Raw genomic sequence first — 23,670 nt, 5'->3', positions numbered from 1 at the left:
AGAAAGAGGCAAACCTTCATGACTACAACGCTGCGCCGTATGGAAGTCGACTCCATCGCAGAAATCGTCTGGCACCTGTGTGAACATCGCGGCCAGCCAGAAGCCAGAGCCGCGGTTCTGCCGCTGGTCACGCAGTTGGATGCGCTGATTTTTCCGACAACTCCGGATCTCGCCCTCCCCAGCTCACCTGAAGCGACCAGCTTTGCGGCGTTCGCGCGGATGATTCGTAACACTGACCCTGGCGCAAACGCCGGACTCCCCGGCATCAGCCTTCCCATAGGAATCGCTGGAAACCCCGCCCTGCCCGTCGGCCTGGAAATCGACGGACTGCCCGATAGTGATGATCGGCTACTGGCTATCGCCCAGGCGCTGCAAAACGTTTTCGGTCGGCAAGCGTCGCCAGCTCGTTAATGCCGCATTTCGGCGACCCTATAAATATCGGAAACTACCTGCATCGTTGCGTCTTTGATGGTTCCTTCATTACGGCACAAAACCCAGCCGTGCTCTGCAACCGCCCGCTCGAACGCCTCGGTACAAGCGACATGTTCTTCCAGCCTATGGATTACAGTACTGCTCAGCCCACGCCCACGTGCCGCTGCCCTCGCCCATGAAATCTCCGGGGCGGTGACCACCCCGACATGCAGGTCTGGAACTTGCACGTTCCGATCAAGGTTCAGCTGAAGTATCTCTGCAAACGGGACGGTCCGGCGAAACGCGGCATCAGAGGGGTACCAGCGATCGATCAGGATGATGCTGCCGAGAGGTTGCTCAGGCAGCACGTGCCTGGAAATCCAGGCACGGCTATCCGCAAAGCGCTGACAAACCTGCCACTCCAGATCCCGGTCGGGCGTTCTGACGAGTTGGTTAACCAGGGCCATTGTTTCACCCCTGTAAGGATCGCTCTTTTTCTCACACAGCCGGATCACCTTCCTGTTGTCTGCCCTCAGTACTTTGGTGATGGCTTCCAGAAGTGTGGTTTTACCGGCGCCCTTGGGGCCATCCAGAGAAACAAACAGCGGACGATTCATTGTTTATATTTCTCCTTTTCACGTGCTTCCATTGGGCTCCAGTGTCACTCAGCGCTTCTCAATCAGGCGAATGCCGCCTATTATACGGTAAATGCCGCATTGATCAGGAGCTGACCATGCTAGCTGAAATTCTGCGTGAACCAGCCTACGGCCTCTACCGTCTAAGGTTGAACACTCTTCTACAGATTCCGGAAGAAGCTTCCGAGTTGGAAATCCACGCGCTTATTGAGGTCGGGTTTGCAGCCACACGTTTGATGAAGCTCTTCGAAGATGGAGACGTGAGCACCATTGAGCGTGATCAGATCATTCCTCTCAGGACGCTCAAGACCCGGGTGGCAAAAAACCAGAACCTGACTGTCGACGAGAGCGACCGTCTTTTTCGCGCAGCCCACATTACCGCAATGGCGGACGCGGTGTTCGGCAACGATGAAAAGGCCAAGCGGTGGTTATCGAAACCCAAAGAGCGGTTTTCCGGCTCGAGTCCGATGGCCATGTTGTCGACGGTCCAGGGAACGCGTCAGGTTGAAGAAGCGCTGATCCAGATGGCAGAAGGTTTTTCTTTTTGATCCTCTGGAGAATCAGCAGCTATGCCGATCTGACAGGGCGCGGCGGAGTGCTCGCAGGTGGCCGCTGGCACACTGCCGGACGCCCGGTAGTCTATCTGGCGGGAACCCCGGCCGGTGCCATGCTGGAAATCCTGGTGCATCTGGAGATTGACCAGGAAGACCTGCCCGAGACATTTCAATTGCTCAAGGTTGAGTTGCCTGACGATGTCAGCATTGCGCCCTGCCCCACACTAAAGAAACAGTGGGCCGAAGACCCACGCTATACCAAGGCCCTGGGCGACCCTTTTCTGACCGGATGCAGCGCGCTGTTGTTGCCTGTACCTAGCGCGATAATGCCCCACTCCCTCAACTACCTGTTCAATCCGATGCACATCGATTCGGCCAAGGCGACAATCGCTGCCGAGCCGTTCAGGCTCGACAGCCGACTCATCAAAAAGCGTTGAAACTCATCCTGAACCGCTCCAGCTGAGTTCATGGCCATAAATCCTTAATTCTGTACCGTTGCTGCGCACTTTTTCTTCAGCGTGCCAGGAAAATCTTAACTTTATGCGATTGTCCTGATTTTTTCTTAACTGGCTACGGCGGATTTACCCACGTCGTTGTTCTCGGCGTCGGACAGTGCCGAGGCAGAGGGCGGCGCTGCCTGGAGCAGAATGCAATCCAGCAAACCTGGGAATCGTGCATTGAGCTCCTGCGACCGCAGCGAGTTCATGTGCGTGGTTCCGACATTTCGCGTATGCACGAGCCCGGAATCACGCAATACCCGGAAGTGATGGGACATGCTGGACTTGGGGCGACCACCATCGAGCTCACCGCACGATGCTTCCCGGACGCCAGCCAGGTACCGGACGATTTCCATGCGCACGGGATCGCTCAAAGCGTAAAGCAAACGCTCTAGGACGAAATCTGCTGGGAGGGGATGTTTGAAGGCGCGCATGTGGCCATGATAACCAAGGGTTCCATTCAACGCCATATTTCGAATACTATCGAACAAGCGAAACTATCCATGAGGTATCAGCGCATGTCAGCTCTATTCGAACCGTTCACCCTGAAAGACGTCACCCTGAAAAACCGCATCGCCATTCCGCCGATGTGCCAATACATGGCAGACAACGGCATGGTCAATGACTGGCACCACGTCCACCTGGCGGGTCTGGCGCGAGGCGGCGCAGGTCTGGTGGTGGTCGAGGCGACTGCCGTTTCCCCTGAGGGGCGCATTACCCCCGGCTGCACCGGTATCTGGAGCGATGCCCATGCCCAGGCGTTCGTCCCGATAGTCAAAGCAATCAAGGCCGGCGGCGCGGTGCCGGGGATTCAAATTGCTCATGCGGGTCGCAAGGCCAGTGCCAATCGCCCATGGGAAGGTGATGATCACATCGCGGACAACGATCCGGCAGGCTGGAAGACGATTGCGCCCTCCCCGATCGCATTTGGCGCGAACCTGCCGAAAGTGCCGCAGGAGATGACCGTGGAAGACATTGCCCGCGTTCGGCAGGATTTCGTCGATGCGGCGCGCCGTGCCCGGGAAGCTGGCTTTGAATGGATCGAACTGCACTTTGCCCACGGTTACCTGGGCCAGAGCTTCTTTTCCGAGCACTCCAACCAGCGTACCGATGCTTACGGTGGCAGCTTCGACAACCGCAGCCGGTTCCTGCTTGAGACATTGGCAGCCGTGCGTGAAGTGTGGCCGGAGCATCTGCCACTGACCGCCCGCTTCGGTGTCATCGAATACGATGGTCGCGATGAGCAAACCCTGGCCGAGTCGATCGAACTCGCGCGGCGTTTCAAGGACGGTGGCCTCGACCTGCTGAGCGTCAGCGTCGGCTTTACCATTCCTGAGACCAACATTCCGTGGGGCCCGGCCTTCCTCGGTCCGATCGCCGAGCGCGTGCGCCTGGAAGCGGGTCTGCCAGTAACTTCCGCTTGGGGCTTTGGTACTCCGCAACTGGCGCAAACCGCCATTGACTCGGGTCAACTGGACCTGGTGTCGGTGGGGCGTGCGCACCTGGCTGATCCACACTGGGCGTATTTTGCAGCCAAGGAGCTGGGCGTCGAAAAGGCCTCCTGGACGCTCCCTGCGCCTTACGCTCATTGGCTTGAGCGTTATCGGTAAGACGACGTGGAAGTGCCGCGCGATTCGGAAATTACGAATCGCCGGCATCAGGTGAATTCGAGCCCACCCCCGTCAGCTCATCAATCAACAAAACCATCGGCGCCGTATATTCCACATCAGCCCGGGTGACGATTTCATACGGCTCACTGGTCGACTGGATCGTCAGCGCCAATTTCACCAGCATGCCGTGGTCCAACGCCATCTGCGCGACGTCGTTGGGCATCACGGCCACCAGGTTCGGGTCCTTCAGCAGCAAGGACAACGTGGTAAAGGTCGAAGAAGTTTCGATCGCGTACAGCGGAAAACTCAAGCCCAACTGCCGAAACTCTCGCTCCAGGGTCAAGCGCATGGGCATGTTGACCGGAAACACCACCCAACGACTGTCCATCAGATCGTCAAGCTGCAGCTTTTTCGCCCGTGCCAGACGATGTGCCGGGTTGGCCACCACCACCAGCGGTTCCTGCGCGCGAAAGCGTGTTTGATAAGCAGTGGGCCGCGGGCTGACGCTGGTTCGGCAGATCGCCACATCCAGTCGCCCCTGATCCAGCAAGCTCAACAACCGCGAACTGGTGTCCTCGACGATGGCAATCGACAGCTCCGGCTGCTTCTCGCGCAGGCGCGCCAGGCTGTCCACCAGCGCCGGCACGGCGCCCATGATCGTGCCCACCGTCAGGCGCCCGCCGTGGCCCTTGAGGATCCCGACCATCTCTTCGCGCAGGTGCTCCAGGTCGGTGTGAATCAAGCGCGCATAGCGAATCACGCAGCGGCCCAGGTCGTTGGACTCCAGGCCCTTGCTCGTGCGCTCGAACAGGCTGGAGCCAAAGATCGCTTCGATTTCCTGCAGCGCCTTGGTCGCGCCCGGCTGCGACAGCGCCATCATCTCCGAGGCCTTGCGCACCGAACCGTGCTCGTCGAGGGCGATCAACAGGCGCAGTTGCTTGAGCCGCAGGCGCGCCACGATGGAGGAGAAGGACGGCAGCATGGGGTATACCTTAAGGTTATCGCTTGGGTCGTAACTCTCATTAGGCAGCAACAGCCCGGAAATTTAAAGTGGGCCCAACGATAACAACAAGCCGAGACCCTCCCATGCGATTAATCCAGTTTGAAGACCACACAGGCCAACGCCGCATCGGCGTCGTCGAGGGCGACTCGATTCAGGTGGTCAATTCTGCAGCCAGCACTCGCACCCTGGCCCTTGCAGCCATTGCCAACGGTCGCAGCCTGCAGCAGGAAGTCCAGGCGCTGGGCACCACCCTTGGTGCCGAGGGTTATACCCAACTGCTGGAGACCCACCGGGTACTGCCGCCGCTGGATCATGAAGACCCGGCCCATTGCCTGATCAGCGGCACCGGCCTGACTCACCTGGGCAGCGCCTCGACTCGCGACAAGATGCACCAGCAGAAAGTCGACGATCAGGCTGCGCTCACCGATACCGCCCGGATGTTCCAGTGGGGCATCGAGGGTGGCCGTCCTGCCGCGGGTACCGTGGGCGCTCAGCCGGAATGGTTTTACAAAGGCGACGGTTCGATTGTGGTGCGTCCGAACCAGGCGCTCCAGTCGCCGGGCTTCGCTGAAGATGCTGGTGAAGAACCCGAGCTGACCGGCCTCTACGTGATTGGCGAAGACGGCAAGCCTTACCGCCTGGGCTTTGCCCTGGGCAACGAATTCTCCGACCATGTGATGGAACGGCGCAATTACCTGTACCTGGCGCATTCCAAGCTGCGCAACTGCTCTTATGGCCCGGAGCTGCGCGTCGGTGAACTGCCCCGGCACCTGGCGGGCACCAGCCGGATCTGGCGCGATGGCCAGGTACTCTGGGAGAAGGAGTTCCTCAGTGGCGAGGACAACATGTGCCACAGCCTGGAGAACCTTGAGTACCACCACTTCAAGTACAGCCAGTTCCTGCGCCCGGGCGATGTGCACGTGCACTTCTTCGGCACGGCCACCCTGTCGGTGGCGGACAACGTCAAGACCCAGCCAGGCGATCGTTTCGAAGTCAGCATGAGCGAGTTCGGTGAACCGTTGTGCAACACCATCGAAATCGCCACAGCTGCGTTCAATGTCGGGGAGATCAAAGCGCTGTGACCGATGAGGCCCTTGACCGGGCCGCTGGCAAAGGATGCATTTCATAATAAACATAAGAGTGAGATGAACATGACCACTGGCAACGTACAGGTCGTCACCCCCCCTGCAGCCGCTGCAGCGAGTCCCGCCACCAACGCCCGTCCGACCACGGTGCGCTGGCGGATTTTCCTGCTCCTGCTGCTGCTCTCGGCCATCAACTACATCGACCGGGCCTCGCTGTCGGTTGCACTGCCGTTGATCTCTGCTGACTTCAACATGACCCCGGCGCTGGAAGGCCTGATGCTCAGCGCATTCTTCTGGTCCTACGCGCTGATGCAGATTCCTGGCGGCATGCTGCTCGACCGCTTCCAGACCCGCAACATTGTCGGCATCGCCACCATTGGCTGGGGTCTGTTCCAGGCCTTGGCCGGCGGCGCGCACAACTGGATCACCCTGCTGATCACCCGGATCGGCCTGGGCGTCGCAGAATCGCCAATCATGCCGGCCGGCGCCAAGCTCAACGGCGCCTGGCTCACCCCCAATGAACGTGGGCGCGGCGCGACCCTGGTCGACGGCGGTGCGCCGCTGGGTACCGCACTCGGTGCGATCCTTATCGCCGGCCTGATTACCTGGTTTGACTCCTGGCGGATCGCCTTCGTCATCGCCGGTGTCGGCACCATGGTCGTCGGCGTGTGGGCCTGGTGGTACATCCGCAACCATCCGAGCGAACATCCGAAGGTCAACGCCGCCGAACTGGCCTACATCACCGATGCCAATGAAGCTGCAAGAAAAGCCACCGGTGGGCGCAAGGCGGTCCTCAAGGAGTTGCTCAAGAGCCCATCGGTACTGGCCATGTTTGCCGGCTACGCCTGCTACAACAGTGTGTTCTACGGCCTGCTGACCTGGATGCCGAGCTATCTGCACAAAGCGCACAACCTGGACATCAAGGCCATGGGCGGCGCCACGTTCCTGATCTTCATGTGCGGCTTTATCGGCGAACTGTTCGGCGGCTGGCTGTCGGACAAATGGAAAGCCGCCGGCGGCCAACCCAACACCGTGATGCGCAGCATGTTCGCCGGCTCCGCTGCCATCGCCGCGATCTGCATTCTGGCCGTGGCTTACAGCGGCGACGCCGCGGTGGTGATCTCGCTGCTGTGTGTTGCGCTGTTCTTCATCCGCTGGTGCGGCATGTACTGGTGCCTGCCGGCGATTCTCGGCGGCCAGTCCAAGGCCGGAGTGCTCGGTGGCAGCATGAACTTCTGCGGCAATATGGTCGGAGTGATCGTGCCGATCCTCATCGGCCTGATCGTGCAGTTCACCGGGTCGTACTTCCTGGCGCTGATCTTCTTCGTTGTCATGGCGTCCGGCCTGATGCTGTTCTCCAGCATGATTGATTATCGCGAGCGTGGATTGGCCTGACCGGGCCAGTTCCGTTGCGCTACTGAAAAAACGAGGGAACCGTCATGCAACTTATAACTACAACAGGCAGTGAGACCGCTGCCAATGCCGTGATCAGACTCAACCCGCTGGACGATGTGCTGATCGCACGGCAAGCGCTCACCCAAGGCCTGGAACTCAAGGCCGAAGGCATCCGCGTACTGGAATCCGTGCCCTCCGGTCACAAGGTCGCTGCGCGTCACATCGATGTGGGCCAGCCGGTACGCCGCTACGGCCAGATCATCGGCTTCGCCAGCCAGCCGATCGAAGCCGGGCAACATGTGCACGTGCACAACGTGGCGATGGGCGATTTTTCCCGGGATTACGCGTTCGGCGTCGATGCCAAAGGCAGTCCGGCACCGACCGCAGAAACCTTCATGGGCATCGTGCGTGCCGATGGCCGTGTGGCTACGCGCAACTACATTGGCATCCTGACTTCGGTGAATTGCTCGGCCACCGTGGCGCGAGCCATCGCCGACTACTTCCGCCGTGACATTCACCCTGAAGCACTGATCGAACACCCCAACGTCGACGGCGTGGTGGCGCTGACCCACGGCGTCGGCTGCGCCGTCGACCCGGGCGGCGAAGCACTGGCCATGCTGCGCCGGACCCTGGGCGGTTATGCCGTGCACCCCAACTTTGCCTCGGTACTGTTGATCGGCCTGGGCTGCGAGACCAATCAGATTCCCGATCTGCTGGCGGCCCAGGGCCTGACCAGCAGCGATTCGCTGCGCACCTTTACCATCCAGGGCACCGGCGGCACCTCGAAAACCATCGCCAGTGGCATCGCCCAAGTGAAGTCGTTGCTGGCAGAAGCCAATAACGTCAAACGCGAACCCGTCAGCGCCAAACACCTGATCATCGGCCTGCAATGCGGCGGCTCGGACGGCTACTCCGGCATCACCGCCAACCCGGCGCTGGGCAATGCGGTAGACCGCCTGGTCGCCGCCGGCGGCACCGCGATTCTTTCGGAAACCCCGGAGGTCTACGGTGCCGAACACCTGCTGACCCGCCGCGCCGTCAGCCAGCAAGTCGGTGAAAAACTCATCGCGCGCATTCATTGGTGGGAAGCCTACTGCAAGCGTATGGATGCCGAGCTGAACAACAACCCATCGGCAGGCAACAAGGCCGGCGGCCTGACCACCATCCTCGAAAAATCCCTGGGTGCCGTGGCCAAGGCAGGCTCCACCGACCTGGTGGATGTCTACGAATACGCGCAAACCGTCCGGGCCCACGGCCTGGTGTTCATGGACACCCCGGGCTACGACCCGATCTCTGCCACCGGCCAGGTTGCCGGCGGCGCTAACCTGATCGCTTTCACCACTGGACGCGGTTCGGCTTATGGCTGTGCGCCCTCGCCCTCCATCAAGCTCGCCACCAACAGCCGCCTGTGGGAAACCCAGGAAGAGGACATGGACGTCAATTGCGGTGGAATTGCCGACGGCACCATGACCATCGAGGAGCGCGGCGAGTACATCTTCCGCATGATGCTGCGAATCGCCTCGGGCGATAAAAGCAAAAGTGAACAGCATGGCTACGGCCAGAACGAGTTCGTGCCGTGGCAGATCGGTGCGATTACTTGAGACCGCGGATCAAGGGTGTCGAACTTTCATCATTCAATCAGGAACCCTGACATGACTCAGATTTTCGGTCATAACTACATCGGTGGTCAGCGCCTCGGCGCCGGCGACGTGCAGCTGCAAAGTTTCGATGCGACAACCGGCGAAGCACTGCCCGGCCTGTTTATCCAGGCCACGCAGGATGAGGTGGACGCAGCAGCCAAGGCCGCCAGCGCAGCCTTCCCGATTTTCCGCAACTTGCCCGCCACCCGCCGCGCTGAATTCCTGGAGGCGATCGCCGACGAGCTGGATGCCTTGGGCGACGATTTCGTCAGCACCGTCTGCCGTGAAACCGCGTTGCCTGCTGGGCGGATCCAGGGCGAGCGTGGCCGTACCAGCGGGCAGATGCGCCTGTTCGCCAAAGTGCTGCGTCGTGGCGACTTCTACGGTGCACGCATTGATCGCGCCCTGCCAGAGCGCAAACCCCTGCCCCGCCCTGACTTGCGCCAGTTTCGCATCGCCGTGGGCCCGGTCGCCGTGTTCGGCGCGAGCAACTTCCCGCTGGCATTTTCCACCGCCGGCGGCGACACCGCCTCGGCCCTGGCAGCCGGCTGCCCGGTCGTGTTCAAGGCCCACAGCGGCCACATGGCCACGGCCGAATGGGTTGCCGATACGATCATCCGTGCAGCCGAGCGCACCGGCATGCCCGCAGGCGTGTTCAACATGATCTACGGCGCAGGCGTCGGTGAGTGGTTGGTCAAGCATCCGGCGATTCAAGCGGTGGGCTTCACCGGCTCGCTCAAAGGTGGCAACGCCCTGTGCAAGATGGCGGCAGAACGTCCCCAGCCGATTCCGGTGTTCGCCGAGATGTCGAGCATCAACCCGGTGATCATTCTTCCCCAGGCCCTCAAGGTGCTTGGCGACACCATCGCCAACGAGCTGGCCGGCTCGGTGACCCTGGGTTGCGGGCAGTTCTGCACCAATCCCGGGCTGATCATCGGCATGCAGTCGGCAGACTTCACCGCGTTCTTGCAGCGCTTCACTGCGCAGATGAACGATCAACCGGCGCAGACCATGCTCAACGTCGGCGCCCTGGCCAGCTATGGCAAGGGTCTGCAGCACCTGCTCGCTCATCCGGGCGTGCAACACCTCGCGGGCAGCCCGCAACAAGGTAAACAGGCGCAGCCGCAGTTGTTCAAAGCCGACGTCAGCCTGCTGCTCAGCGGTGACGAGCTGCTTCAGGAAGAAGTGTTCGGGCCGGCCACCATCGTGATTGAAGTGGCCGACCAGGCGCAACTGATCGCCGCGCTCAATGGCCTGCGCGGGCAGCTGACGGCCACCGTGCTCGGCGAGGCCGACGAGCTCCTGGAATACAGCTGGTTGACCGAGCTATTGCAGGAGAAGGTCGGGCGAATTCTGTTGAATGGCTATCCGACTGGGGTAGAAGTAACTGACACCATGGTGCATGGCGGGCCGTACCCGGCGACGTCGGATGCACGAGGGACGTCGGTGGGCACATTGGCGATTGATCGTTTCCTGCGCCCGGTGTGCTTCCAGAATTATCCGGACGCGCTGCTGCCGCCGGCCTTGCAGGATGCCAATCCACTGGGTATCCAGCGCCTGGTTGATGGGCAACACACAGATGGAGCGCTTTGACGGATTACTCGAGCGAGCAAAAAAACCGCCCACTCTGGGCGGTTTTTCAGTCGGGGTGACCCTGCCTGGTTTCAAAATAAATTCTTCAGATCACGGCGTTATCGCCACTTTCATCACCCCATCCCTCTGATGTGCAAACAGATCATAAGCCGCTTCGATATCATCCAGTTTGAAGCGGTGAGTGACCAATGGCGACAAGTCCACTGCGCCACTTTCCACGACGGACATCAAGCGCCGCATCCGTTCCTTACCGCCCGGGCATAACGTGGTGACAATGCTGTAATCCCCGAGCCCCGCTGCGAAGGCATCGAGAGGAATCCGCAGGTCGCTGGAATACACGCCCAGACTCGACAGCTTGCCCCCGGGCCGAAGAACCCGCAGCGCTGACTCGAAGGTGCCCTGTGTGCCTAGTGCTTCAATGGATACATCGACTCCACGACCGTCGGTCAACGCCATGATCTGGTCGACCACGTCGCCGTCCTTGAAATTGACGACATGGGTGGCTCCCAACTGCTTGGCTACGGTCATGCGCTCGGCGACAGCATCCACGCCAATAATCGTGGTTGCGCCTTTAAGACGCGCACCGGCAACCGCACACAGGCCAATGGGCCCAAGCGCAAACACGGCGACGGTATCACCGATTTCGACCCCGCCTCGTTCAGCACCGGAGAAGCCGGTAGACATGATGTCCGGGCACATCAGCACCTGCTCGTCAGACAGGCTGTCAGGTATCGGACTCAGGTTAGCCAGCGCATCCGGGACCAGCACATATTCGGCCTGGCAGCCATCAATGGTATTGCCAAATTTCCAGCCACCGGTTGCCCGAAAACCATGTCGAGTATCCGGACCGTCCTGGGAACCGCATCCACACAGGCAGGCATAAGACTGCCCGCTGGGGGTAATGGCACCGGCGATCACCCGTTGCCCCTCGACGAAACCACGCACCTGTGAACCCAGTCGCTCGATGACACCGACCGGTTCATGCCCCACGGTCAACCCTTTGGCGACCGGGTATTCACCCCGTAGGATGTGCACATCGGTGCCACAGATCGTGGTGGTGGTGATACGCACAAGCGCATCAAGTGGCCCGACCTCCGGCACCGGTTTGTCGTCCAGTACGATTCGGTTTTTTTCGACAAAGACTGCTGCTTTCATGACGGCCATAGAGATCCCTTCCCTGTCAGTAATTGGGTAGAGTTCAGCAGGTAATCAAGCAAGCGTGGAAATGCCGGACCAGAGGTTAGCCAATGCTGTACTGCCCGCAGGAGATAGCCTCTCCTACATCTCTACCTGCGTTCCCAATTCAATCACCCGGTTCAATGGCAGTTTGAAATACTTGAGATTGCTGTTGGCATTCTTCAGCAGGAATCGGCCTGGAGCCCTACGACTGCCTGTCCCCGGACTTGATGGACGCACTGGCGTCTCATGTCGCTAAAAAGAAAGGTCTGCTCCCTGCCGCCTGATTAATGAAAAACCCCGCCGAAGCGGGGTTCAAATCAGACTCGCCGGTAGGCGGCTTCGTATACTTCATCATCACGCCAGTGACCTGCGCGGCGCGATTATCCAGGAGTGTGGCCACTTTGTGATGGAGGAGGCAGCGGATGAGTTCAACTTGCATCTGCTGGGGTTCCTTGAGGCATATGTCGATATATGATTAGCAAAGTCGCGGCCTTGCCGGGCCGCGACTACTTTAATAGTCCTCCCCGAACTCGGAAGTACCCTGATGAGAGGTGGGGACCGAGCCGCACAGGTGAACTAATCTTTAAGGGTCCGGGCCCGGCGCTTCGCGATCAGGACCTCGTTCCTTCATTAACCGCAACTCCAAAGCACACTAACAGCAGTGGGGTTCACCATGAAAATCGTCTTCGTCCCCTGCATTACCCTGGTCCTGTCCGTGACCTGCCTGAGCGCCAGCGCTCAGACCCTAACGCCACTAAAAGGACAAACGCAGGACATCATCCAGCAGGACATTGGCGCTTGCCAGTCTCAGGCCGGTAGCACCACAAGTTCCAACACAACTCCTCAAGCCGGTGGTCGAGTTAAGGGTGCTGCTTCCGGCGCCGTTGCGGGCGCCGCTGTCGCCGGTGCCCGAGTTCGTCAGCACGATGAAATTTCCGATCGGGTAGACGACGACGTTAAACAACAATATCGTCAGAACAAGGCCAAGGATGCTGCTGTGGCGGGTGCAGTAGTGGGTGGGTCCCGGCAGAGACAAGATCGTCGTCAGGATCGCCGCACTACCGAGCAAAACACTGCGAATGCGTCATCTGCCTACACCAGTTGCATGCAACAACGTGGCTATCAGGTATCTCCATAAGAGCGCGACGGAGCTTGTTGCGTAGCGCAAGGCGAGAGATCAAAACAGCTTGGTTACCAGAGCGGCAACGACGAAAGTCGTCAAGGCAAATACCGCGCCCATGCTGAACGGAAATAAAAACGCACGCCCCGCCGTCGGGGTGGGCCTGCTCATTTCTTCGGCCACGGCGGCCATTTCCTGACGCAACTGGTCAATACTGGCTTGGTTTGTGGATTTTCGGGCCATCTTGCTTTCCTTCTTTTCGTTGCTCAGGTCAATTCGGGGGCATGGCGCTCGTCAACCAATGCCGGCGCTAGCGCATAACCCGCGCGCTAGAGCCTGGACAGTACACCCACAGCAGCAACGAGCGCAGTCACCAAACCGCCCCCTACTGCAAACGGGTACCAGAAGGCTTCCAACTTCAGCTTACCCTCTTCCGCCCTGAATTTGCGGGACTCGGCCCCGAGTTTCCGGGTTTCCTCTTGTAGTTTATCAAGCTCCAGATTGTCACGGTCGTTTTGCAGCATAAGCCATCCTTGCCTCTTTCTGCGGGAGTCCAGAGCTCGGTTTCCAGGCAGTGACAAACGTTGTTCAACGCACCTCGATCACTGCCCAAACCGCATCCTTGAGCTGCCGACCACTATCTCTCTAGAACCCTCAGTCAGATAGAAGGTAAATCCTGGAACTCTGTAGGAAAATTCCGAAATCTGCGAACTCCAGGAACACGGTACAGCCCGAACCGACTGCGCCACGTCTGTATCAATGCGGCGCCCGAGGGATCGTCTTCAGCAAATCTTCAGGGCTGATGTAACCCACCACCGGTTCCGCAGCACTGCCGGGCAATGGCAGGTCGAGGATGTGGCCCTTGATCTTGCCGATGACGTGCATTTCGCAAGGCTTGCAATCGAACTTCAGGGTCAGGACTTCGTCGCCGTGCACCAGCTGCATCGGCGCGACTTTGGTGCGCACGCCGGTGACGCCCTTGGCCTGTTTGGGGCACAGGTTGAAGGAGAAACGCAGGCAGTGTTTGGTGATCATCACCGGCACTTCGCCGGTTTCTTCATGAGCCTCGAAGGCTGCGTCGATCAGCTTGACGCCGTGACGGTGGTAGAAGTCGCGGGCCTTCTGGTTGTAGACGTTGGCCAGGAACGACAGGTGCGACTCCGGATACACCGGCGGCGGGCTGGTTTCGGCCTTGCGGCTGCCCCGTGGATGGGCTCGCAGGCGGGCCGCAGTCAAAGCTTCAATCACGCCGCGGCGCAAGGTTTTAAGCTGTGAATTGGGGATGAAGAATGCCTGGGGGGCATCCAGCTCGATGGCGGTCGCGTGATAGTCGGTGGTACCCAGCTGGCCCAGCAGGTCACGCAATTGCTCCAGAGCCTGCTCCGGCTTGTTGGCCAGACCGAACGGGCCGTCCAGGGACAGGCTTGCGGTGATGCCCTCCTCGCTGGTCGCGGTCAGTTGCAGGCGCTGCTCATCCAGGCGGGCGACCCAGGCCAGACCGATGCGCCGCTCGGCGGAAGTCTTCTGCAAGGCTTGCTGCCAGTCATGGTCGAGGTTGCGACTGAGAGGATGGTTGGGGCGCAGCTTGTGCATGTCCTGCGGCATCTCATTGGGCTCAACCCGGTAGCGATAGCGCTTCTGGCCGTCTTCGAGAAACTCACCCTTGGGCTCGGCGATGTTGGCGCGAAAGCCCACTACTTCGCGTTTGATTTGCACGTTGAGGCCGTCGCCATTGGACAACGGGTCAGTGGTCACTACCTGCAGGTCGCGCTTGCCGACTTTTTCCACCACGCCCACCGGCAGGCCGGTGAAGGTTGGCGAGTCGAAGGCGCCGATGTCGATCTTGCGGTCGGTGACAAAGTAGTCGGTGCTGCCACGATGGAAGGTCTTGTCCGGGTCGGGCACGAAGAAATGCGCGGTACGGCCACTGGAGGCCCGCGCCAGGTCCGGGCGATCTTCCAGTACGTCGTCCAGGCGCTGGCGGTAGTAGGCAGTGATGTTCTTCACATAGCCCATGTCCTTGTAGCGCCCTTCGATCTTGAACGAACGCACGCCAGCTTCCACCAGGGCGCGAATGTTCGCGCTCTGGTTGTTGTCCTTCATCGACAGCAGGTGTTTTTCGTAGGCGACCACCCGTCCCTGGTCGTCTTTGAGCGTATACGGCAAGCGACAGGCCTGGGAGCAGTCGCCACGATTGGCACTGCGACCGTTCTGGGCGTGGGAGATATTGCACTGGCCGGAGAACGCTACGCACAGCGCGCCGTGGATGAAGAACTCAATCGCCGCGTCTGTTTCGTCGGCGATTTCGCGAATTTCCTGCAGGTTCAGCTCGCGGGCAAGTACCAGTTGCGAGAAGCCCGCCTGGTCGAGAAATTTTGCCCGCGCCAGGGTGCGGATATCGGTTTGGGTGCTGGCGTGCAGCTCGATGGGCGGGATATCCAGCTCCATCACACCCAGGTCCTGGACGATCAATGCGTCGACCCCGGCATCGTACAACTGGTGGATCAGCTTGCGGGCCGGCTCCAGCTCGTTGTCATGCAGAATCGTGTTGATCGTGGTGAAAACCCGGGCGTGGTAACGACGGGCGAACTCCACCAGTTGGGCGATCTCGCTCACTTCGTTGCAGGCGTTATGGCGGGCGCCAAAGCTCGGGCCACCGATGTAAATGGCATCGGCGCCATGCAGGATGGCCTCGCGAGCGATGCTCACGTCACGGGCGGGGCTGAGCAGTTCCAGCTGATGTTTAGGTAGGGACATGAGTTTTTTTTAGGTTTGGTCACGGTCGAGGCACGCATTGTAGCGGCCAATTGCGTGACCGGCACCCGTGGGCGACCGAATGGCGCCATTGCATGACCGCCTTTCGTCAGTGGCGATGCCCATATATTCGCCCGACCATACCTGATTGATGCTCTACTGGCTTCTCGAGCCCGCGCCCTGCCCGGTTCAACTTTATGGTCTGAACCGCTATGCGTTTATCAGCGTTTATCCTCGAAAATATCGAGCCCATTGTTCAGGAATGGGAAAACTTTGCCCGAACCATGGACACGCCGGGCAAGCCTTTGAACACCGAGGCCCTGCGCGATCACGCAGAATTGATGTTGCGCACGATTGCCGCTGACTTGCGGACCGAGCAATCTGCGCAGGAGCAAGTAGACAAGTCCCAGGGTCATGGCACTTCCCAGGAAGAAACCGCAGCCAAGACCCATGCAATCACCCGGTTGATGTCGGGATTCACCATCGATCAACTGGTCTCGGAGTTCCGCGCCTTGCGGGCCAGTGTGATCAGCCACTGGATGAAACAGGTAAGGTCCGGAACCGAGTTTCAAGTAGAAGACATGATTCGCTTCAACGAAGCCATCGATCAGGCCCTCGCCGAGTCAATCAATAGCTACACGGAGGCCGTACAGGCCTCGCGCAATGTTTTCCTGGGCATTCTGGGGCATGATTTGCGCACGCCATTAAGCGCGATACTGCTCGGCGCGGATGTATTACTGCGCATGGATGACCTGAGCGCTCGGCCGACCAAAATTGCCTCGCGGATCTATTCAAGCGTCAAGCGCGCCAGCCAGATTGTTGGCGACCTGCTGGACTTTACCCGTTCTCAAGTTGGCCCGGGAATTCCGGTGAGCAAAGTTAAACTCGATATAGGCCCTGTGTGCGAACGGATTGTCGATGAATCCCGCACCGTGTATCCCGATACCGATATTCATTTGAACTCGGTAGGGCACGCCGTCGGTGATTTCGACGGAGATCGCCTGGAGCAGGTATTTTCCAACTTGATCAATAACGCAGTGCAGCACGGTGATGGTCGTGATCCGGTGACCGTTACCCTGGAAACTGCAGCGGGAAAATTACTGTTCAGTGTTCACAACAGCGGCAGCGCCATACCGGAAGAGGTATTGCCGTTTATTTTCAATCCGATGGGCCGCTACTCACCCCAGGCATCAATTGACCACGGCCCCTACTCCAGCCTTGGGCTGGGTTTGTTTATAGCTGACCAGATAGTAGGCGCCCATGACGGCCGCATCGAAGTCTCGTCGGACAGCAAGTCCGGTACCAGGTTTGTGGTCTCCTTGCCTTTGAACGCTAGCGCCGAGGACGGACCGGCGCTCGACAGACGTAAACCGAAGGGCGTATCGGGCAACGGTTGAGAAAGATAACAAAAAGCCCGCTTTCGCGGGCCCTTTATGTATCTCGACAAGTTCCAGCGCTATCAGCACTGAATCAGGCGTAAACCGGAATTACTTGGCCAGCCACGATTCGACCACGTCGGAGCCGTGCTTGGCTTTCCATTCTTTCAGGGTTTTGTGGTTGCCGCCTTTGGTTTCCACAACTTCGCCCGATTCCGGGTTTTTGTAGACTTTGACCTGACGCGGCTTGCGCGTGCCGGTCTTGGCTTCGGCGGCTGGTGCGCGACGGCCGGCTTGTGGGTCGAGCAGGTTGACGATGTCTTTCAAGCTATAACCGTACTTGGCCAGCAAAGCGCGCAGTTTGGTTTCGAATTCAATTTCCTGCTTGAGACCAGCATCACCTTTCAATGCTTCCAGCGCCTGGAGTTGTTCGGCCAGGTGTTTTTCCAGTTGGCGAAATTCTGCGAGTTTGGACATGGGAGATCTCTACGTGATGTGTACCCTAACATTACACTAAAAAACCGAGTTTGAATTAGTTGTAGGTGTCTTAGTTGTCATTTAGTGAAAAATTTGAATCCCCTGGACGTACCGGGGCCACCTTAACTAGTCGTGTTAGTACGCGAGAGTTACAGCTAAGCGTCCTGCCCATCCACATCCGGCCATTGAGGCACTAAACTCAGCCATTCAGGTCTCACTCATCGAACGCGCATTCATGCACCAAATTGAGTACGGTACACTGCAGCTGTCGATAGACGTATAAGGAAAATGCATGCTCGGACGCGAAAAGCCAAAGTCCACGGTCGATGGCTCCATTCAAACTCCCGCGGCGAAGCCACGCCGGGCGGGCGCTACATTTCGGCTGATCGTCAGCTTCATGCTGGTGGTGGTCCTGGCGTTTCTCTTGGTCGAAGGCTGGCGCACCTGGCGGGACTATCGCGCAGCGTTTGCAGCCGCGCGCGACTCGGTGACCAATCTGGCCCGCGCGACGGCCCAGCACGCTGAAGATGCCATTCGCCAGGTCGACATCCTCACCGCTGCGCTCGGCGAGCGTGTGGAGGGCGACGGCATACAGAACATCAACGTCCCGCGCATCCACAAGCTGCTGATCCAGCAATCGAAGATCATGCCGCAACTGCACGGGCTGTTTATCTACGGCGCCGACGGCCAGTGGATCGTCACGGACAAGGAAGTCACTCCCGACACCGCGAACAACGCCGACCGCGACTATTTCGAATATCACCGCACCCACGCCGATCGCGGCGTGCGCATCGGTGAAGTGGTCAGAAGCCGCTCCACCGACGACCTGATCATTCCCATTTCCCGCCGGTTGAATAATCCGGACGGTTCCTTCGCCGGCGTGCTGCTGGGCACTATCAAGGTCAGCTATTTCGTCGACTACTACGGCGATTTCAAGATTGACGACAAGGGCGCGCTGGTCCTGGCCATGCGCAGCGGGACCATCCTGGTGCGCCGCCCGTTCATTGCCTCGGTGGTCGGCAAGAGCCTGGCCAACAGCGAGATTTTCAAGGGCTACCTGCCCAACTCCAACGAAGGCATCGCCGAAGTCAAAGCCGTCGTCGACGACACCGAGCGACTCTACGCTTACCGCGCATTGACCACCTACCCACTGGTGGTGGAGGCCGGCCTGTCGCGTGATTCCATCACGGTCGCGTGGCGCCGGGATTTGCTGAAAACCGGCTGGGTGCTGGTCTGCCTGATCGGCGTGTTGGGGACTTTCGGGATGATCGTCCTCAGCCAGTTGCGCCAGAGAATGGTCATGGAGCGAGAGCTGCGTCACGCCCACCAGGCCATGCGCGACATGGCACTGAAGGACAGCCTGACCGGATTGGGCAACCGTCGCCGCCTGGACACCGCGTTGATCGACGAAATTCGTCTGGCCCGACGCCAGGGGTCTTCGTTGTCATTGATCATGATCGACGTCGATTACTTCAAGCGCTACAACGATCGGTATGGTCACGCTGGCGGCGATGACTGCCTGAGCGCAGTCGGCGCGGCGATCCAGCAGGCGGTCAAGCGGCCTGGGGACCTGGCGGCCCGCTATGGCGGAGAAGAGTTCACCGTGCTGTTGCCCAACACTGAAAGCGCCGGCGCAAAACAGGTAGCAGAGGCTATCCTTGAGGCCATTCGCACAATGGACATCGAGCACGCCGAGCATCCGCTGGGCCGGGTCACCGCCAGTGCCGGCATCACTACCAGCCAGCCAAGCCTCGAAGAAGTGACCCCCGCCTCGTTATTGAAAGCGGCGGACGCACAGCTCTATCTAGCCAAACAGCACGGGCGTAATCGTTGGTGCTGTGCTGATGAGCCAGTGCTTTGAGCAACCATCAGCACAGTTGTTGCATGGCCACACTCAGCGGGTGAAACGGCGCGCGCTGGCCTTGCGCGTCGGCGTAACCCAACACAAGCGCGAACTGGACTGGAGTGCGACTCGGGAACTGGGCGATATGCTCAGGGATGCCTGGCGCTGGCAGTGCCAGAGCCCCAGCGGCTATGAAGAGGAACAACGGGTTTCGTGATGTGCTCGCTCTGGAATGAATCAAGCCCCACTGGGCAGCAGGGCTTGATCTGAATCAAACGGCATCAGGATTTGCGCCCGTCGCCGCCGTGTTCTCCTCCTTTCTTGCCTGCTTCAGAGGCTTTTTGAGGATCATCGGCAAAGTTTCCACCGCGACCACTGCCCTGCCCGCCGCCGGTCGACTTACCCGCTTGATCGGACTTTTGTCCGCCCGAAGCCTGGCCGCCTTTCTTGCCGGCTTGCGAGGCTTTATCCCGGTCATTTGCGAAGTTGCCGGGTTTATCACTTCCGCTGTTAGCCATTTCTGCATTCCTCTTATTGTGGGTTACGAGCGCCAGGGCTCGTATAGTTCCGAGGACAGGGAAATTCGAAAGTTTGAATAAATTTGCTGGCTTCACGACGAACGGAACCGAGCCTATAGTTTCTAAATCCGGGTGAACCAACGAGGGCACATCGGTCTTGCGACCGGAGGTAATCCGATGACCGAACACATCATTCATTTTCACTGCCAGATCGATCAATCGACTACCGAGCGCTTTCGTGATTGCTGCCTGGAAGCCATTGAACAGGGGGCTACTTCCCTGCTGTTGAATTTGTCTACCAGCGGCGGCAGTACCAACTTTGGTTTTACGCTTTATACGTTCCTCAAGTCGCTGCCGGTGCCACTTTGCGCGGTCAATGCTGGCAACATCGAATCGATGGGCATCATCATGTTCCTCGCGGCTGACCGGCGGATTACCTCGCCACATTCACGATTTTTGATTCACCCGATGAATTGGTATTTCAGCCAGAACTCGGTGGATCACCAGCGTCTGCGCGAGTATCTGTCCAGTCTGGACAATGATCTGGCGAGGTATGTGCAGATTTATGCGCTGGAGACGGCTGATGCGGCGACCAAGCTGGATATTTTTCATTGCCTTTCGGCGGAGGAGAAAGTGATCGCCGCACATGAGTCGTTGGCGTATGGGATTGCGCATGAGATGCGCCAGGTGATCTTTGCCGAGGATATCAAGCATTGGAAGGTCAGCGGTGGTTAAACCCGAACCGCGAACCGCGAACCCCAAACCGCAAACCCCAAACCCTGTAGGAGCTGTCGAGTGAAACGAGGCTGCGATCTTTTGATCTTACTGTGTACATATCCATTCCTGTGGTAACGGCTTCCATTGGTTCCGCTTTTACAGCGGGTCACTTTGAAAAGCGCAAAGTAACCAAACGCCCTTTGCCCCTCCACTCGGCACCTCGCCTAGGCTCGGTGTGCCCTCACTCCGGCATTGCTCCGCGGGCCGCCGCGATGGCCCGTCCATGGGCCAGCGCGGCTAAACCGGCATCCTTGCCGGTTTACCCGCTGCGCAATACCTGCGTTCGGCCATCGTGGTTTACGGGGCGTCCGCGATCACAAACCGAGCCGTGGCGGCCTTCGGGCCGACCAAGGCGTCAAGCCGGCACGCTGCGCTTGTTTGGTCGTGCACATCCTCCAGCCTCAATGTGATCCCCTGTGGGAGCGGGCTTGCTCGCGAAGGGGCCGGGTCAGTCGACATCAATGTTGAATGCCAGACCGTCATCGCGAGCAAGCCCGCTCCCACAGGGAATATGTGTTGGGCATGACATTTACGTTCACTTAACGCCGCCAATGTCTCGCCGAACTACCGGCCAGGTCGGCTCTCAGGCCGCCTCGGCCTGGTTCTTGATCGCGGACGCCCCGTTAACCACGATGGCCGAACGCAGGTATTGCGTAGCGGGTAAACCGGCAAGGATGCCGGTTTAGCCGCGCTGGCCCATGGATGGGCCATCGCGGCGGGCCTGCGGAGCAATGCCTGCGTTCGGGCACACCGAGCCTAGGCGAGGTGCCGAGTGGTGGGGCAAAGAGCCCTTGGTTACTTGGGGCTGTTCCAAGTGACCCGCTGTAAAAGCGGAACCAATAGCAGCCGTTACCGCAAGAATGGATATGTACACAGCAAGATCAAAAGATCGCAGCCTCGTTTCACTCGACAGCTCCTACAGGGGTTGGCGTTAATCCAGAGCGGGGGTCACCCCAGCGCTGTATCAAGAAACATCATCACTCCAAACCCCATCATCAAGCCAAGGGTGGCAGGCGTCTCATGCCCGTTGCGGTGCGTTTCGGGGATGACCTCGTGGGACACCACAAAAATCATTGCCCCCGCCGCCAACCCCAGTGCCACGGGGTAACCCAGGGCAAATGCCGATGAAACACCCAGGCCAATGATCGCTCCCAACGGCTCCATCAATCCGGAACCGATCGCTACCAACGCCGACTTCAACGCCGAGATCCCCGTCACCCGCAGCGCCAACGCAATGGCCAGCCCCTCCGGAATATCCTGGATAGCAATCGCAGTAGTCAGTGGCAACCCCACCTTCATGTCACCGTCGGCGAAACTGACCCCGATGGCCATGCCCTCCGGCAGGTTATGCAGGGTGATCGCCAGGACAAACAGCCACACCCGGTTGAGTCGTTCAACGTCAGGGCCGCGCCTGCCGCTTGTCTGATGTTCGTGGGGCACGAACCGATCCAGGCCGACCATAAGCGCAACGCCCAGGGCCATGCCCAACACCACAACTGCTGCAGACACCAGCTTGCTGCCACTGATCGCTTCGGCGGCGGCAATGCCGGGCAAAATCAGGGAAAAGGAGCTGGCGGCCAGCATCATGCCTGCGGCGAAACCGAGCATGATGTCCTGGGTGCGCACTGCCACGTCTCGCAGGACCAGCGCAAGCAAAGCGCCGAATGCGGTAGCCGCGAATCCGGCGGTGCCGCCGAGCATCGCGTAGTGCAAAACGTCCGAGTCGGCCTCGGTCAGTGCGCTATAGCCGCTGAATAGCAGCAGGCAGGTTACGACGATCAGCGTCAACCAGAACAGTACGCCAGACCAACCGCTGTTGCGGGCCAGCTCAAGCCAGGAACGCGAAGCGCCAGTGCTCGACGAGACGGGATCGGACATGGAAACTCCTATCTTGGATTGGCTCGCTTACTGGGCGCCCTGGAAGCGCTTGGCAGAAAGTGTTTTGAGATACGTTGGGCATCGCGCTCGAATGATCGTGCGGTTGCGTCGAACAACTCAGTCAGATTCCCAAGGGAATCGAACGCCATGCGCCGGGATTTGGCAATCATTACATTCACCTTTACGAAAAAAGCCGTGCCCATGAAAAAGCGCCGCACGCCATGATGACGTGCGGCGACACCGTCACACATCCGACGCCAACTGCACGCCTGCACCGAGGTCAGCACCGGTAATCGGATTGCTGTCCGGGTCCGACATGGTCCGTGCCTTCAGGTCCATCAACAGCGCTTCGTCATCGGCGCTCAGCTCGACACTGGCAGTACCATCACCGCCATCCACGGCCGGCATAGGCTCTTCCACGTAGTCCCAATCGTCACCCTGGTTCCACGGCCCGCGAGTACTTTCGGCGCCCTGGGACATGTTGAAGTACACGTTGGTGAACTCCGGCATGCCTGGCAACTTGCCTTGGGGGAAATTGGGCTGGATCGAATGCAGGGCTTTTTCAAACGACAACTGGTGAGCGATCTCCCGGGTCATGAGAAATCCCAGAGCCTCTTTGACGCCCGGATCATCGGTCACGTTCATCAAACGCTCGTAGACGATCTTGGCACGTGCTTCAGCAGCGATGTTGGAGCGCATATCCGCCGTGGGTTCGCCAATGGTGTCGACATACGCCGCCGACCACGGCACGCCCGCCGAGTTGGTCAGTGGCGCACCGGCGCCATACAACAAAGCGGTGATGTGCGAGTCGTTGCCGGCACCATTGATGGCACGGTACAGCTCGCCCTCCTCCTCGACACCTTCCGCCAGACGGCCTTTGGCGCCCTTGTTGAGCATCACGATGATCGAGCCGACGATCTCCAGGTGACTGAGCTCTTCGGTGGCGATGTCCATCAGCAGATCCTTCCTGCCCGGATCCTCCTCGGCCAACGCCTGGGTAAAGTATCTGGACGCCGCCGCCAACTCACCCTGGGCCCCGCCAAATTGCTCGAGCAGCAGGTTGGCCAACCCTGGATTGGGTTGGGCGACGCGCACGGTATATTGAAGTCTTTTGTTGTGTAGAAACATGGTGATTTCTCCTCAGGCCTTCAAGGCGCCGCTACTCACCCGGTGATAGACCGGATGCGCCGCCTACAGTTATCTGAAGCAATCACCACCGGGATAATTTGATAAAGATCGGCGGCTCGCGACCGGCGGCAAACTATCGCGGATTTGCTGCCGGCCGTCGGTACGTGCACAACTAAATGCAAACTTTCAATCGCCCC

General features: G+C 59.4%; 24 protein-coding genes and 3 pseudogenes. 14 read left to right on the top strand and 13 right to left on the bottom strand.

All coding sequences use genetic code 11. The features are described 5' to 3' along the window. Window positions 1–18 precede the first annotated feature (18 nt). A complete protein-coding gene (locus tag ACYZTK_RS01580) occupies window positions 19–411 on the top strand; it encodes an amidase family protein (protein ID WP_462012828.1) in 393 nt (130 codons plus the stop codon). On the opposite strand, the gene ACYZTK_RS01575 is transcribed toward ACYZTK_RS01580, so the two are convergent. Next, window positions 408–1,028: a dTMP kinase gene (locus tag ACYZTK_RS01575; RefSeq protein ID WP_462012827.1), complete on the bottom strand. Its 621-nt coding sequence runs from the start codon at window positions 1,026–1,028 to the stop codon at window positions 408–410. The two genes, ACYZTK_RS01580 and ACYZTK_RS01575, sit on opposite strands and share 4 nt — an antisense overlap. 116 nt (window positions 1,029–1,144) lie before the next feature. Between ACYZTK_RS01575 and ACYZTK_RS01570 the strand changes: the two genes are divergently transcribed. Further along, window positions 1,145–1,594, top strand: a complete 450-nt coding sequence (locus ACYZTK_RS01570) for an antitoxin Xre/MbcA/ParS toxin-binding domain-containing protein (protein ID WP_462012826.1) — start codon at window positions 1,145–1,147, stop codon at window positions 1,592–1,594. Beyond that, window positions 1,591–2,037 carry an RES family NAD+ phosphorylase gene (locus ACYZTK_RS01565; protein WP_462012825.1) on the top strand — a complete coding sequence of 149 codons (447 nt, stop codon included), beginning with the start codon at window positions 1,591–1,593 and terminating at the stop codon, window positions 2,035–2,037. Before ACYZTK_RS01570 ends, ACYZTK_RS01565 begins: the two co-directional genes overlap by 4 nt. A gap of 200 nt (window positions 2,038–2,237) precedes the next feature. On the opposite strand, the pseudogene ACYZTK_RS01560 reads toward ACYZTK_RS01565, so the two are convergent. Further along, window positions 2,238–2,567, bottom strand: a pseudogene (locus tag ACYZTK_RS01560) (ArsR/SmtB family transcription factor); the annotation flags it as partial. Window positions 2,568–2,615: 48 nt separating this feature from the next. On the opposite strand from ACYZTK_RS01560, the gene ACYZTK_RS01555 reads away from it, so the two are divergent. Then, window positions 2,616–3,707 (top strand): NADH:flavin oxidoreductase/NADH oxidase, encoded by a 1,092-nt coding sequence (locus tag ACYZTK_RS01555; protein ID WP_462012824.1) that lies wholly within the window; start codon window positions 2,616–2,618, stop codon window positions 3,705–3,707. Window positions 3,708–3,738: 31 nt separating this feature from the next. Here the strand turns inward: ACYZTK_RS01555 and ACYZTK_RS01550 are convergent, their stop codons facing one another. Next, complete coding sequence (locus ACYZTK_RS01550; protein WP_462012823.1) at window positions 3,739–4,689, bottom strand: LysR family transcriptional regulator; 951 nt, start codon at window positions 4,687–4,689, stop codon at window positions 3,739–3,741. Between the two features lie 104 nt (window positions 4,690–4,793). Here ACYZTK_RS01550 and araD1 point away from each other — a divergent pair, with 104 nt between their 5' ends. The 4 genes from araD1 (at window position 4,794) to ACYZTK_RS01530 (ending at window position 10,423) form a co-directional block, all read left to right on the top strand. After that, window positions 4,794–5,792 carry an AraD1 family protein gene (gene araD1, locus ACYZTK_RS01545; protein WP_462012822.1) on the top strand — a complete coding sequence of 333 codons (999 nt, stop codon included), beginning with the start codon at window positions 4,794–4,796 and terminating at the stop codon, window positions 5,790–5,792. 69 nt (window positions 5,793–5,861) lie between these two features. Next, window positions 5,862–7,190, top strand: a complete 1,329-nt coding sequence (locus tag ACYZTK_RS01540) for an MFS transporter (protein WP_462012821.1) — start codon at window positions 5,862–5,864, stop codon at window positions 7,188–7,190. A 44-nt stretch (window positions 7,191–7,234) separates the two neighbouring features. Next, entirely contained in the window at window positions 7,235–8,791 is a 1,557-nt protein-coding gene (locus tag ACYZTK_RS01535; protein WP_462012820.1) for a UxaA family hydrolase, read from the top strand. 51 nt (window positions 8,792–8,842) lie between these two features. Beyond that, window positions 8,843–10,423 carry an aldehyde dehydrogenase (NADP(+)) gene (locus tag ACYZTK_RS01530; protein ID WP_462012819.1) on the top strand — a complete coding sequence of 527 codons (1,581 nt, stop codon included), beginning with the start codon at window positions 8,843–8,845 and terminating at the stop codon, window positions 10,421–10,423. 90 nt (window positions 10,424–10,513) lie between these two features. Here the strand turns inward: ACYZTK_RS01530 and ACYZTK_RS01525 are convergent, their stop codons facing one another. Continuing rightward, the gene (locus ACYZTK_RS01525) at window positions 10,514–11,587 is read right to left on the bottom strand and encodes an NAD(P)-dependent alcohol dehydrogenase (RefSeq protein ID WP_462012818.1); all 1,074 of its coding nucleotides are present in this window, start codon (window positions 11,585–11,587) and stop codon (window positions 10,514–10,516) included. A gap of 114 nt (window positions 11,588–11,701) precedes the next feature. Beyond that, a pseudogene (locus ACYZTK_RS01520) lies at window positions 11,702–11,791 on the bottom strand (KUP/HAK/KT family potassium transporter); the annotation flags it as partial. On the opposite strand from ACYZTK_RS01520, the pseudogene ACYZTK_RS01515 reads away from it, so the two are divergent. After that, window positions 11,791–11,886, top strand: a pseudogene (locus ACYZTK_RS01515) (S-(hydroxymethyl)glutathione synthase); the annotation flags it as partial. The pseudogenes ACYZTK_RS01520 and ACYZTK_RS01515 sit on opposite strands and share 1 nt — an antisense overlap. Here ACYZTK_RS01515 and ACYZTK_RS01510 read toward each other — a convergent pair. Further along, the gene (locus tag ACYZTK_RS01510; RefSeq protein WP_462012817.1) at window positions 11,847–12,041 is read right to left on the bottom strand and encodes a hypothetical protein; all 195 of its coding nucleotides are present in this window, start codon (window positions 12,039–12,041) and stop codon (window positions 11,847–11,849) included. The pseudogene ACYZTK_RS01515 and the gene ACYZTK_RS01510 sit on opposite strands and share 40 nt — an antisense overlap. A 234-nt stretch (window positions 12,042–12,275) precedes the next feature. On the opposite strand from ACYZTK_RS01510, the gene ACYZTK_RS01505 reads away from it, so the two are divergent. Then, window positions 12,276–12,740, top strand: a complete 465-nt coding sequence (locus ACYZTK_RS01505) for a hypothetical protein (RefSeq protein ID WP_462012816.1) — start codon at window positions 12,276–12,278, stop codon at window positions 12,738–12,740. Between the two features lie 39 nt (window positions 12,741–12,779). On the opposite strand, the gene ACYZTK_RS01500 is transcribed toward ACYZTK_RS01505, so the two are convergent. The 3 genes from ACYZTK_RS01500 to ACYZTK_RS01490 all read right to left on the bottom strand — a co-directional run bounded on the left by ACYZTK_RS01500 (window position 12,780) and on the right by ACYZTK_RS01490 (window position 15,479). Then, window positions 12,780–12,965 (bottom strand): hypothetical protein, encoded by a 186-nt coding sequence (locus tag ACYZTK_RS01500; protein ID WP_462012815.1) that lies wholly within the window; start codon window positions 12,963–12,965, stop codon window positions 12,780–12,782. Between the two features lie 86 nt (window positions 12,966–13,051). Next, on the bottom strand, window positions 13,052–13,246 hold the full coding sequence (locus ACYZTK_RS01495) for a hypothetical protein (RefSeq protein WP_462012814.1): 195 nt from the start codon (window positions 13,244–13,246) through the stop codon (window positions 13,052–13,054). A gap of 232 nt (window positions 13,247–13,478) precedes the next feature. Beyond that, on the bottom strand, window positions 13,479–15,479 hold the full coding sequence (locus tag ACYZTK_RS01490; protein WP_462012813.1) for a peptidase U32 family protein: 2,001 nt from the start codon (window positions 15,477–15,479) through the stop codon (window positions 13,479–13,481). Between the two features lie 209 nt (window positions 15,480–15,688). On the opposite strand from ACYZTK_RS01490, the gene ACYZTK_RS01485 reads away from it, so the two are divergent. Next, window positions 15,689–16,873, top strand: coding sequence for an ATP-binding protein (locus tag ACYZTK_RS01485; RefSeq protein ID WP_462012812.1), 1,185 nt, complete (start codon window positions 15,689–15,691; stop codon window positions 16,871–16,873). Window positions 16,874–16,963: 90 nt separating this feature from the next. Here the strand turns inward: ACYZTK_RS01485 and ACYZTK_RS01480 are convergent, their stop codons facing one another. Then, a complete protein-coding gene (locus ACYZTK_RS01480) occupies window positions 16,964–17,329 on the bottom strand; it encodes a histone-like nucleoid-structuring protein, MvaT/MvaU family (protein WP_462012811.1) in 366 nt (121 codons plus the stop codon). A gap of 292 nt (window positions 17,330–17,621) precedes the next feature. Between ACYZTK_RS01480 and ACYZTK_RS01475 the strand changes: the two genes are divergently transcribed. Both ACYZTK_RS01475 and ACYZTK_RS01470 read left to right on the top strand, forming a co-directional pair. Then, window positions 17,622–19,190, top strand: coding sequence for a sensor domain-containing diguanylate cyclase (locus ACYZTK_RS01475; protein ID WP_462012810.1), 1,569 nt, complete (start codon window positions 17,622–17,624; stop codon window positions 19,188–19,190). Beyond that, a complete protein-coding gene (locus tag ACYZTK_RS01470) occupies window positions 19,174–19,389 on the top strand; it encodes a hypothetical protein (protein ID WP_462012809.1) in 216 nt (71 codons plus the stop codon). The genes ACYZTK_RS01475 and ACYZTK_RS01470 overlap by 17 nt, the downstream gene beginning before the upstream one ends. Before the next feature lie 64 nt (window positions 19,390–19,453). Here ACYZTK_RS01470 and ACYZTK_RS01465 read toward each other — a convergent pair whose 3' ends face one another. Beyond that, complete coding sequence (locus ACYZTK_RS01465; RefSeq protein WP_462014993.1) at window positions 19,454–19,690, bottom strand: con-10 family general stress protein; 237 nt, start codon at window positions 19,688–19,690, stop codon at window positions 19,454–19,456. A gap of 177 nt (window positions 19,691–19,867) precedes the next feature. Between ACYZTK_RS01465 and ACYZTK_RS01460 the strand changes: the two genes are divergently transcribed. Next, window positions 19,868–20,425 (top strand): ATP-dependent Clp protease proteolytic subunit, encoded by a 558-nt coding sequence (locus ACYZTK_RS01460; RefSeq protein ID WP_462012808.1) that lies wholly within the window; start codon window positions 19,868–19,870, stop codon window positions 20,423–20,425. Between the two features lie 990 nt (window positions 20,426–21,415). On the opposite strand, the gene ACYZTK_RS01455 is transcribed toward ACYZTK_RS01460, so the two are convergent. After that, the gene (locus ACYZTK_RS01455) at window positions 21,416–22,345 is read right to left on the bottom strand and encodes a ZIP family metal transporter (RefSeq protein WP_462012807.1); all 930 of its coding nucleotides are present in this window, start codon (window positions 22,343–22,345) and stop codon (window positions 21,416–21,418) included. A 243-nt stretch (window positions 22,346–22,588) separates the two neighbouring features. Continuing rightward, entirely contained in the window at window positions 22,589–23,473 is an 885-nt protein-coding gene (locus ACYZTK_RS01450) for a manganese catalase family protein (RefSeq protein WP_462012806.1), read from the bottom strand. Window positions 23,474–23,670: the final 197 nt, after the last annotated feature.

This window comes from Pseudomonas sp. LB3P31 (assembly GCF_054897945.1).
This window is presented reverse-complemented; position numbering and strand designations above follow the sequence as displayed.

Bases quoted from the DNA above. Each gene is read 5' to 3' on its own strand.
- ACYZTK_RS01580 (WP_462012828.1), top strand. From the start codon at position 19: ATGACTACAACGCTGCGCCGTATGGAAGTCGACTCCATCGCAGAAATC.
- ACYZTK_RS01575 (WP_462012827.1), bottom strand. From the start codon at position 1,028: ATGAATCGTCCGCTGTTTGTTTCTCTGGATGGCCCCAAGGGCGCCGGT.
- ACYZTK_RS01570 (WP_462012826.1), top strand. From the start codon at position 1,145: ATGCTAGCTGAAATTCTGCGTGAACCAGCCTACGGCCTCTACCGTCTA.
- ACYZTK_RS01555 (WP_462012824.1), top strand. From the start codon at position 2,616: ATGTCAGCTCTATTCGAACCGTTCACCCTGAAAGACGTCACCCTGAAA.
- ACYZTK_RS01550 (WP_462012823.1), bottom strand. From the start codon at position 4,689: ATGCTGCCGTCCTTCTCCTCCATCGTGGCGCGCCTGCGGCTCAAGCAA.
- araD1 (WP_462012822.1), top strand. From the start codon at position 4,794: ATGCGATTAATCCAGTTTGAAGACCACACAGGCCAACGCCGCATCGGC.
- ACYZTK_RS01540 (WP_462012821.1), top strand. From the start codon at position 5,862: ATGACCACTGGCAACGTACAGGTCGTCACCCCCCCTGCAGCCGCTGCA.
- ACYZTK_RS01535 (WP_462012820.1), top strand. From the start codon at position 7,235: ATGCAACTTATAACTACAACAGGCAGTGAGACCGCTGCCAATGCCGTG.
- ACYZTK_RS01530 (WP_462012819.1), top strand. From the start codon at position 8,843: ATGACTCAGATTTTCGGTCATAACTACATCGGTGGTCAGCGCCTCGGC.
- ACYZTK_RS01525 (WP_462012818.1), bottom strand. From the start codon at position 11,587: ATGGCCGTCATGAAAGCAGCAGTCTTTGTCGAAAAAAACCGAATCGTA.
- ACYZTK_RS01510 (WP_462012817.1), bottom strand. From the start codon at position 12,041: ATGCAAGTTGAACTCATCCGCTGCCTCCTCCATCACAAAGTGGCCACA.
- ACYZTK_RS01505 (WP_462012816.1), top strand. From the start codon at position 12,276: ATGAAAATCGTCTTCGTCCCCTGCATTACCCTGGTCCTGTCCGTGACC.
- ACYZTK_RS01500 (WP_462012815.1), bottom strand. From the start codon at position 12,965: ATGGCCCGAAAATCCACAAACCAAGCCAGTATTGACCAGTTGCGTCAG.
- ACYZTK_RS01495 (WP_462012814.1), bottom strand. From the start codon at position 13,246: ATGCTGCAAAACGACCGTGACAATCTGGAGCTTGATAAACTACAAGAG.
- ACYZTK_RS01490 (WP_462012813.1), bottom strand. From the start codon at position 15,479: ATGTCCCTACCTAAACATCAGCTGGAACTGCTCAGCCCCGCCCGTGAC.
- ACYZTK_RS01485 (WP_462012812.1), top strand. From the start codon at position 15,689: ATGCGTTTATCAGCGTTTATCCTCGAAAATATCGAGCCCATTGTTCAG.
- ACYZTK_RS01480 (WP_462012811.1), bottom strand. From the start codon at position 17,329: ATGTCCAAACTCGCAGAATTTCGCCAACTGGAAAAACACCTGGCCGAA.
- ACYZTK_RS01475 (WP_462012810.1), top strand. From the start codon at position 17,622: ATGCTCGGACGCGAAAAGCCAAAGTCCACGGTCGATGGCTCCATTCAA.
- ACYZTK_RS01470 (WP_462012809.1), top strand. From the start codon at position 19,174: ATGAGCCAGTGCTTTGAGCAACCATCAGCACAGTTGTTGCATGGCCAC.
- ACYZTK_RS01465 (WP_462014993.1), bottom strand. From the start codon at position 19,690: ATGGCTAACAGCGGAAGTGATAAACCCGGCAACTTCGCAAATGACCGG.
- ACYZTK_RS01460 (WP_462012808.1), top strand. From the start codon at position 19,868: ATGACCGAACACATCATTCATTTTCACTGCCAGATCGATCAATCGACT.
- ACYZTK_RS01455 (WP_462012807.1), bottom strand. From the start codon at position 22,345: ATGTCCGATCCCGTCTCGTCGAGCACTGGCGCTTCGCGTTCCTGGCTT.
- ACYZTK_RS01450 (WP_462012806.1), bottom strand. From the start codon at position 23,473: ATGTTTCTACACAACAAAAGACTTCAATATACCGTGCGCGTCGCCCAA.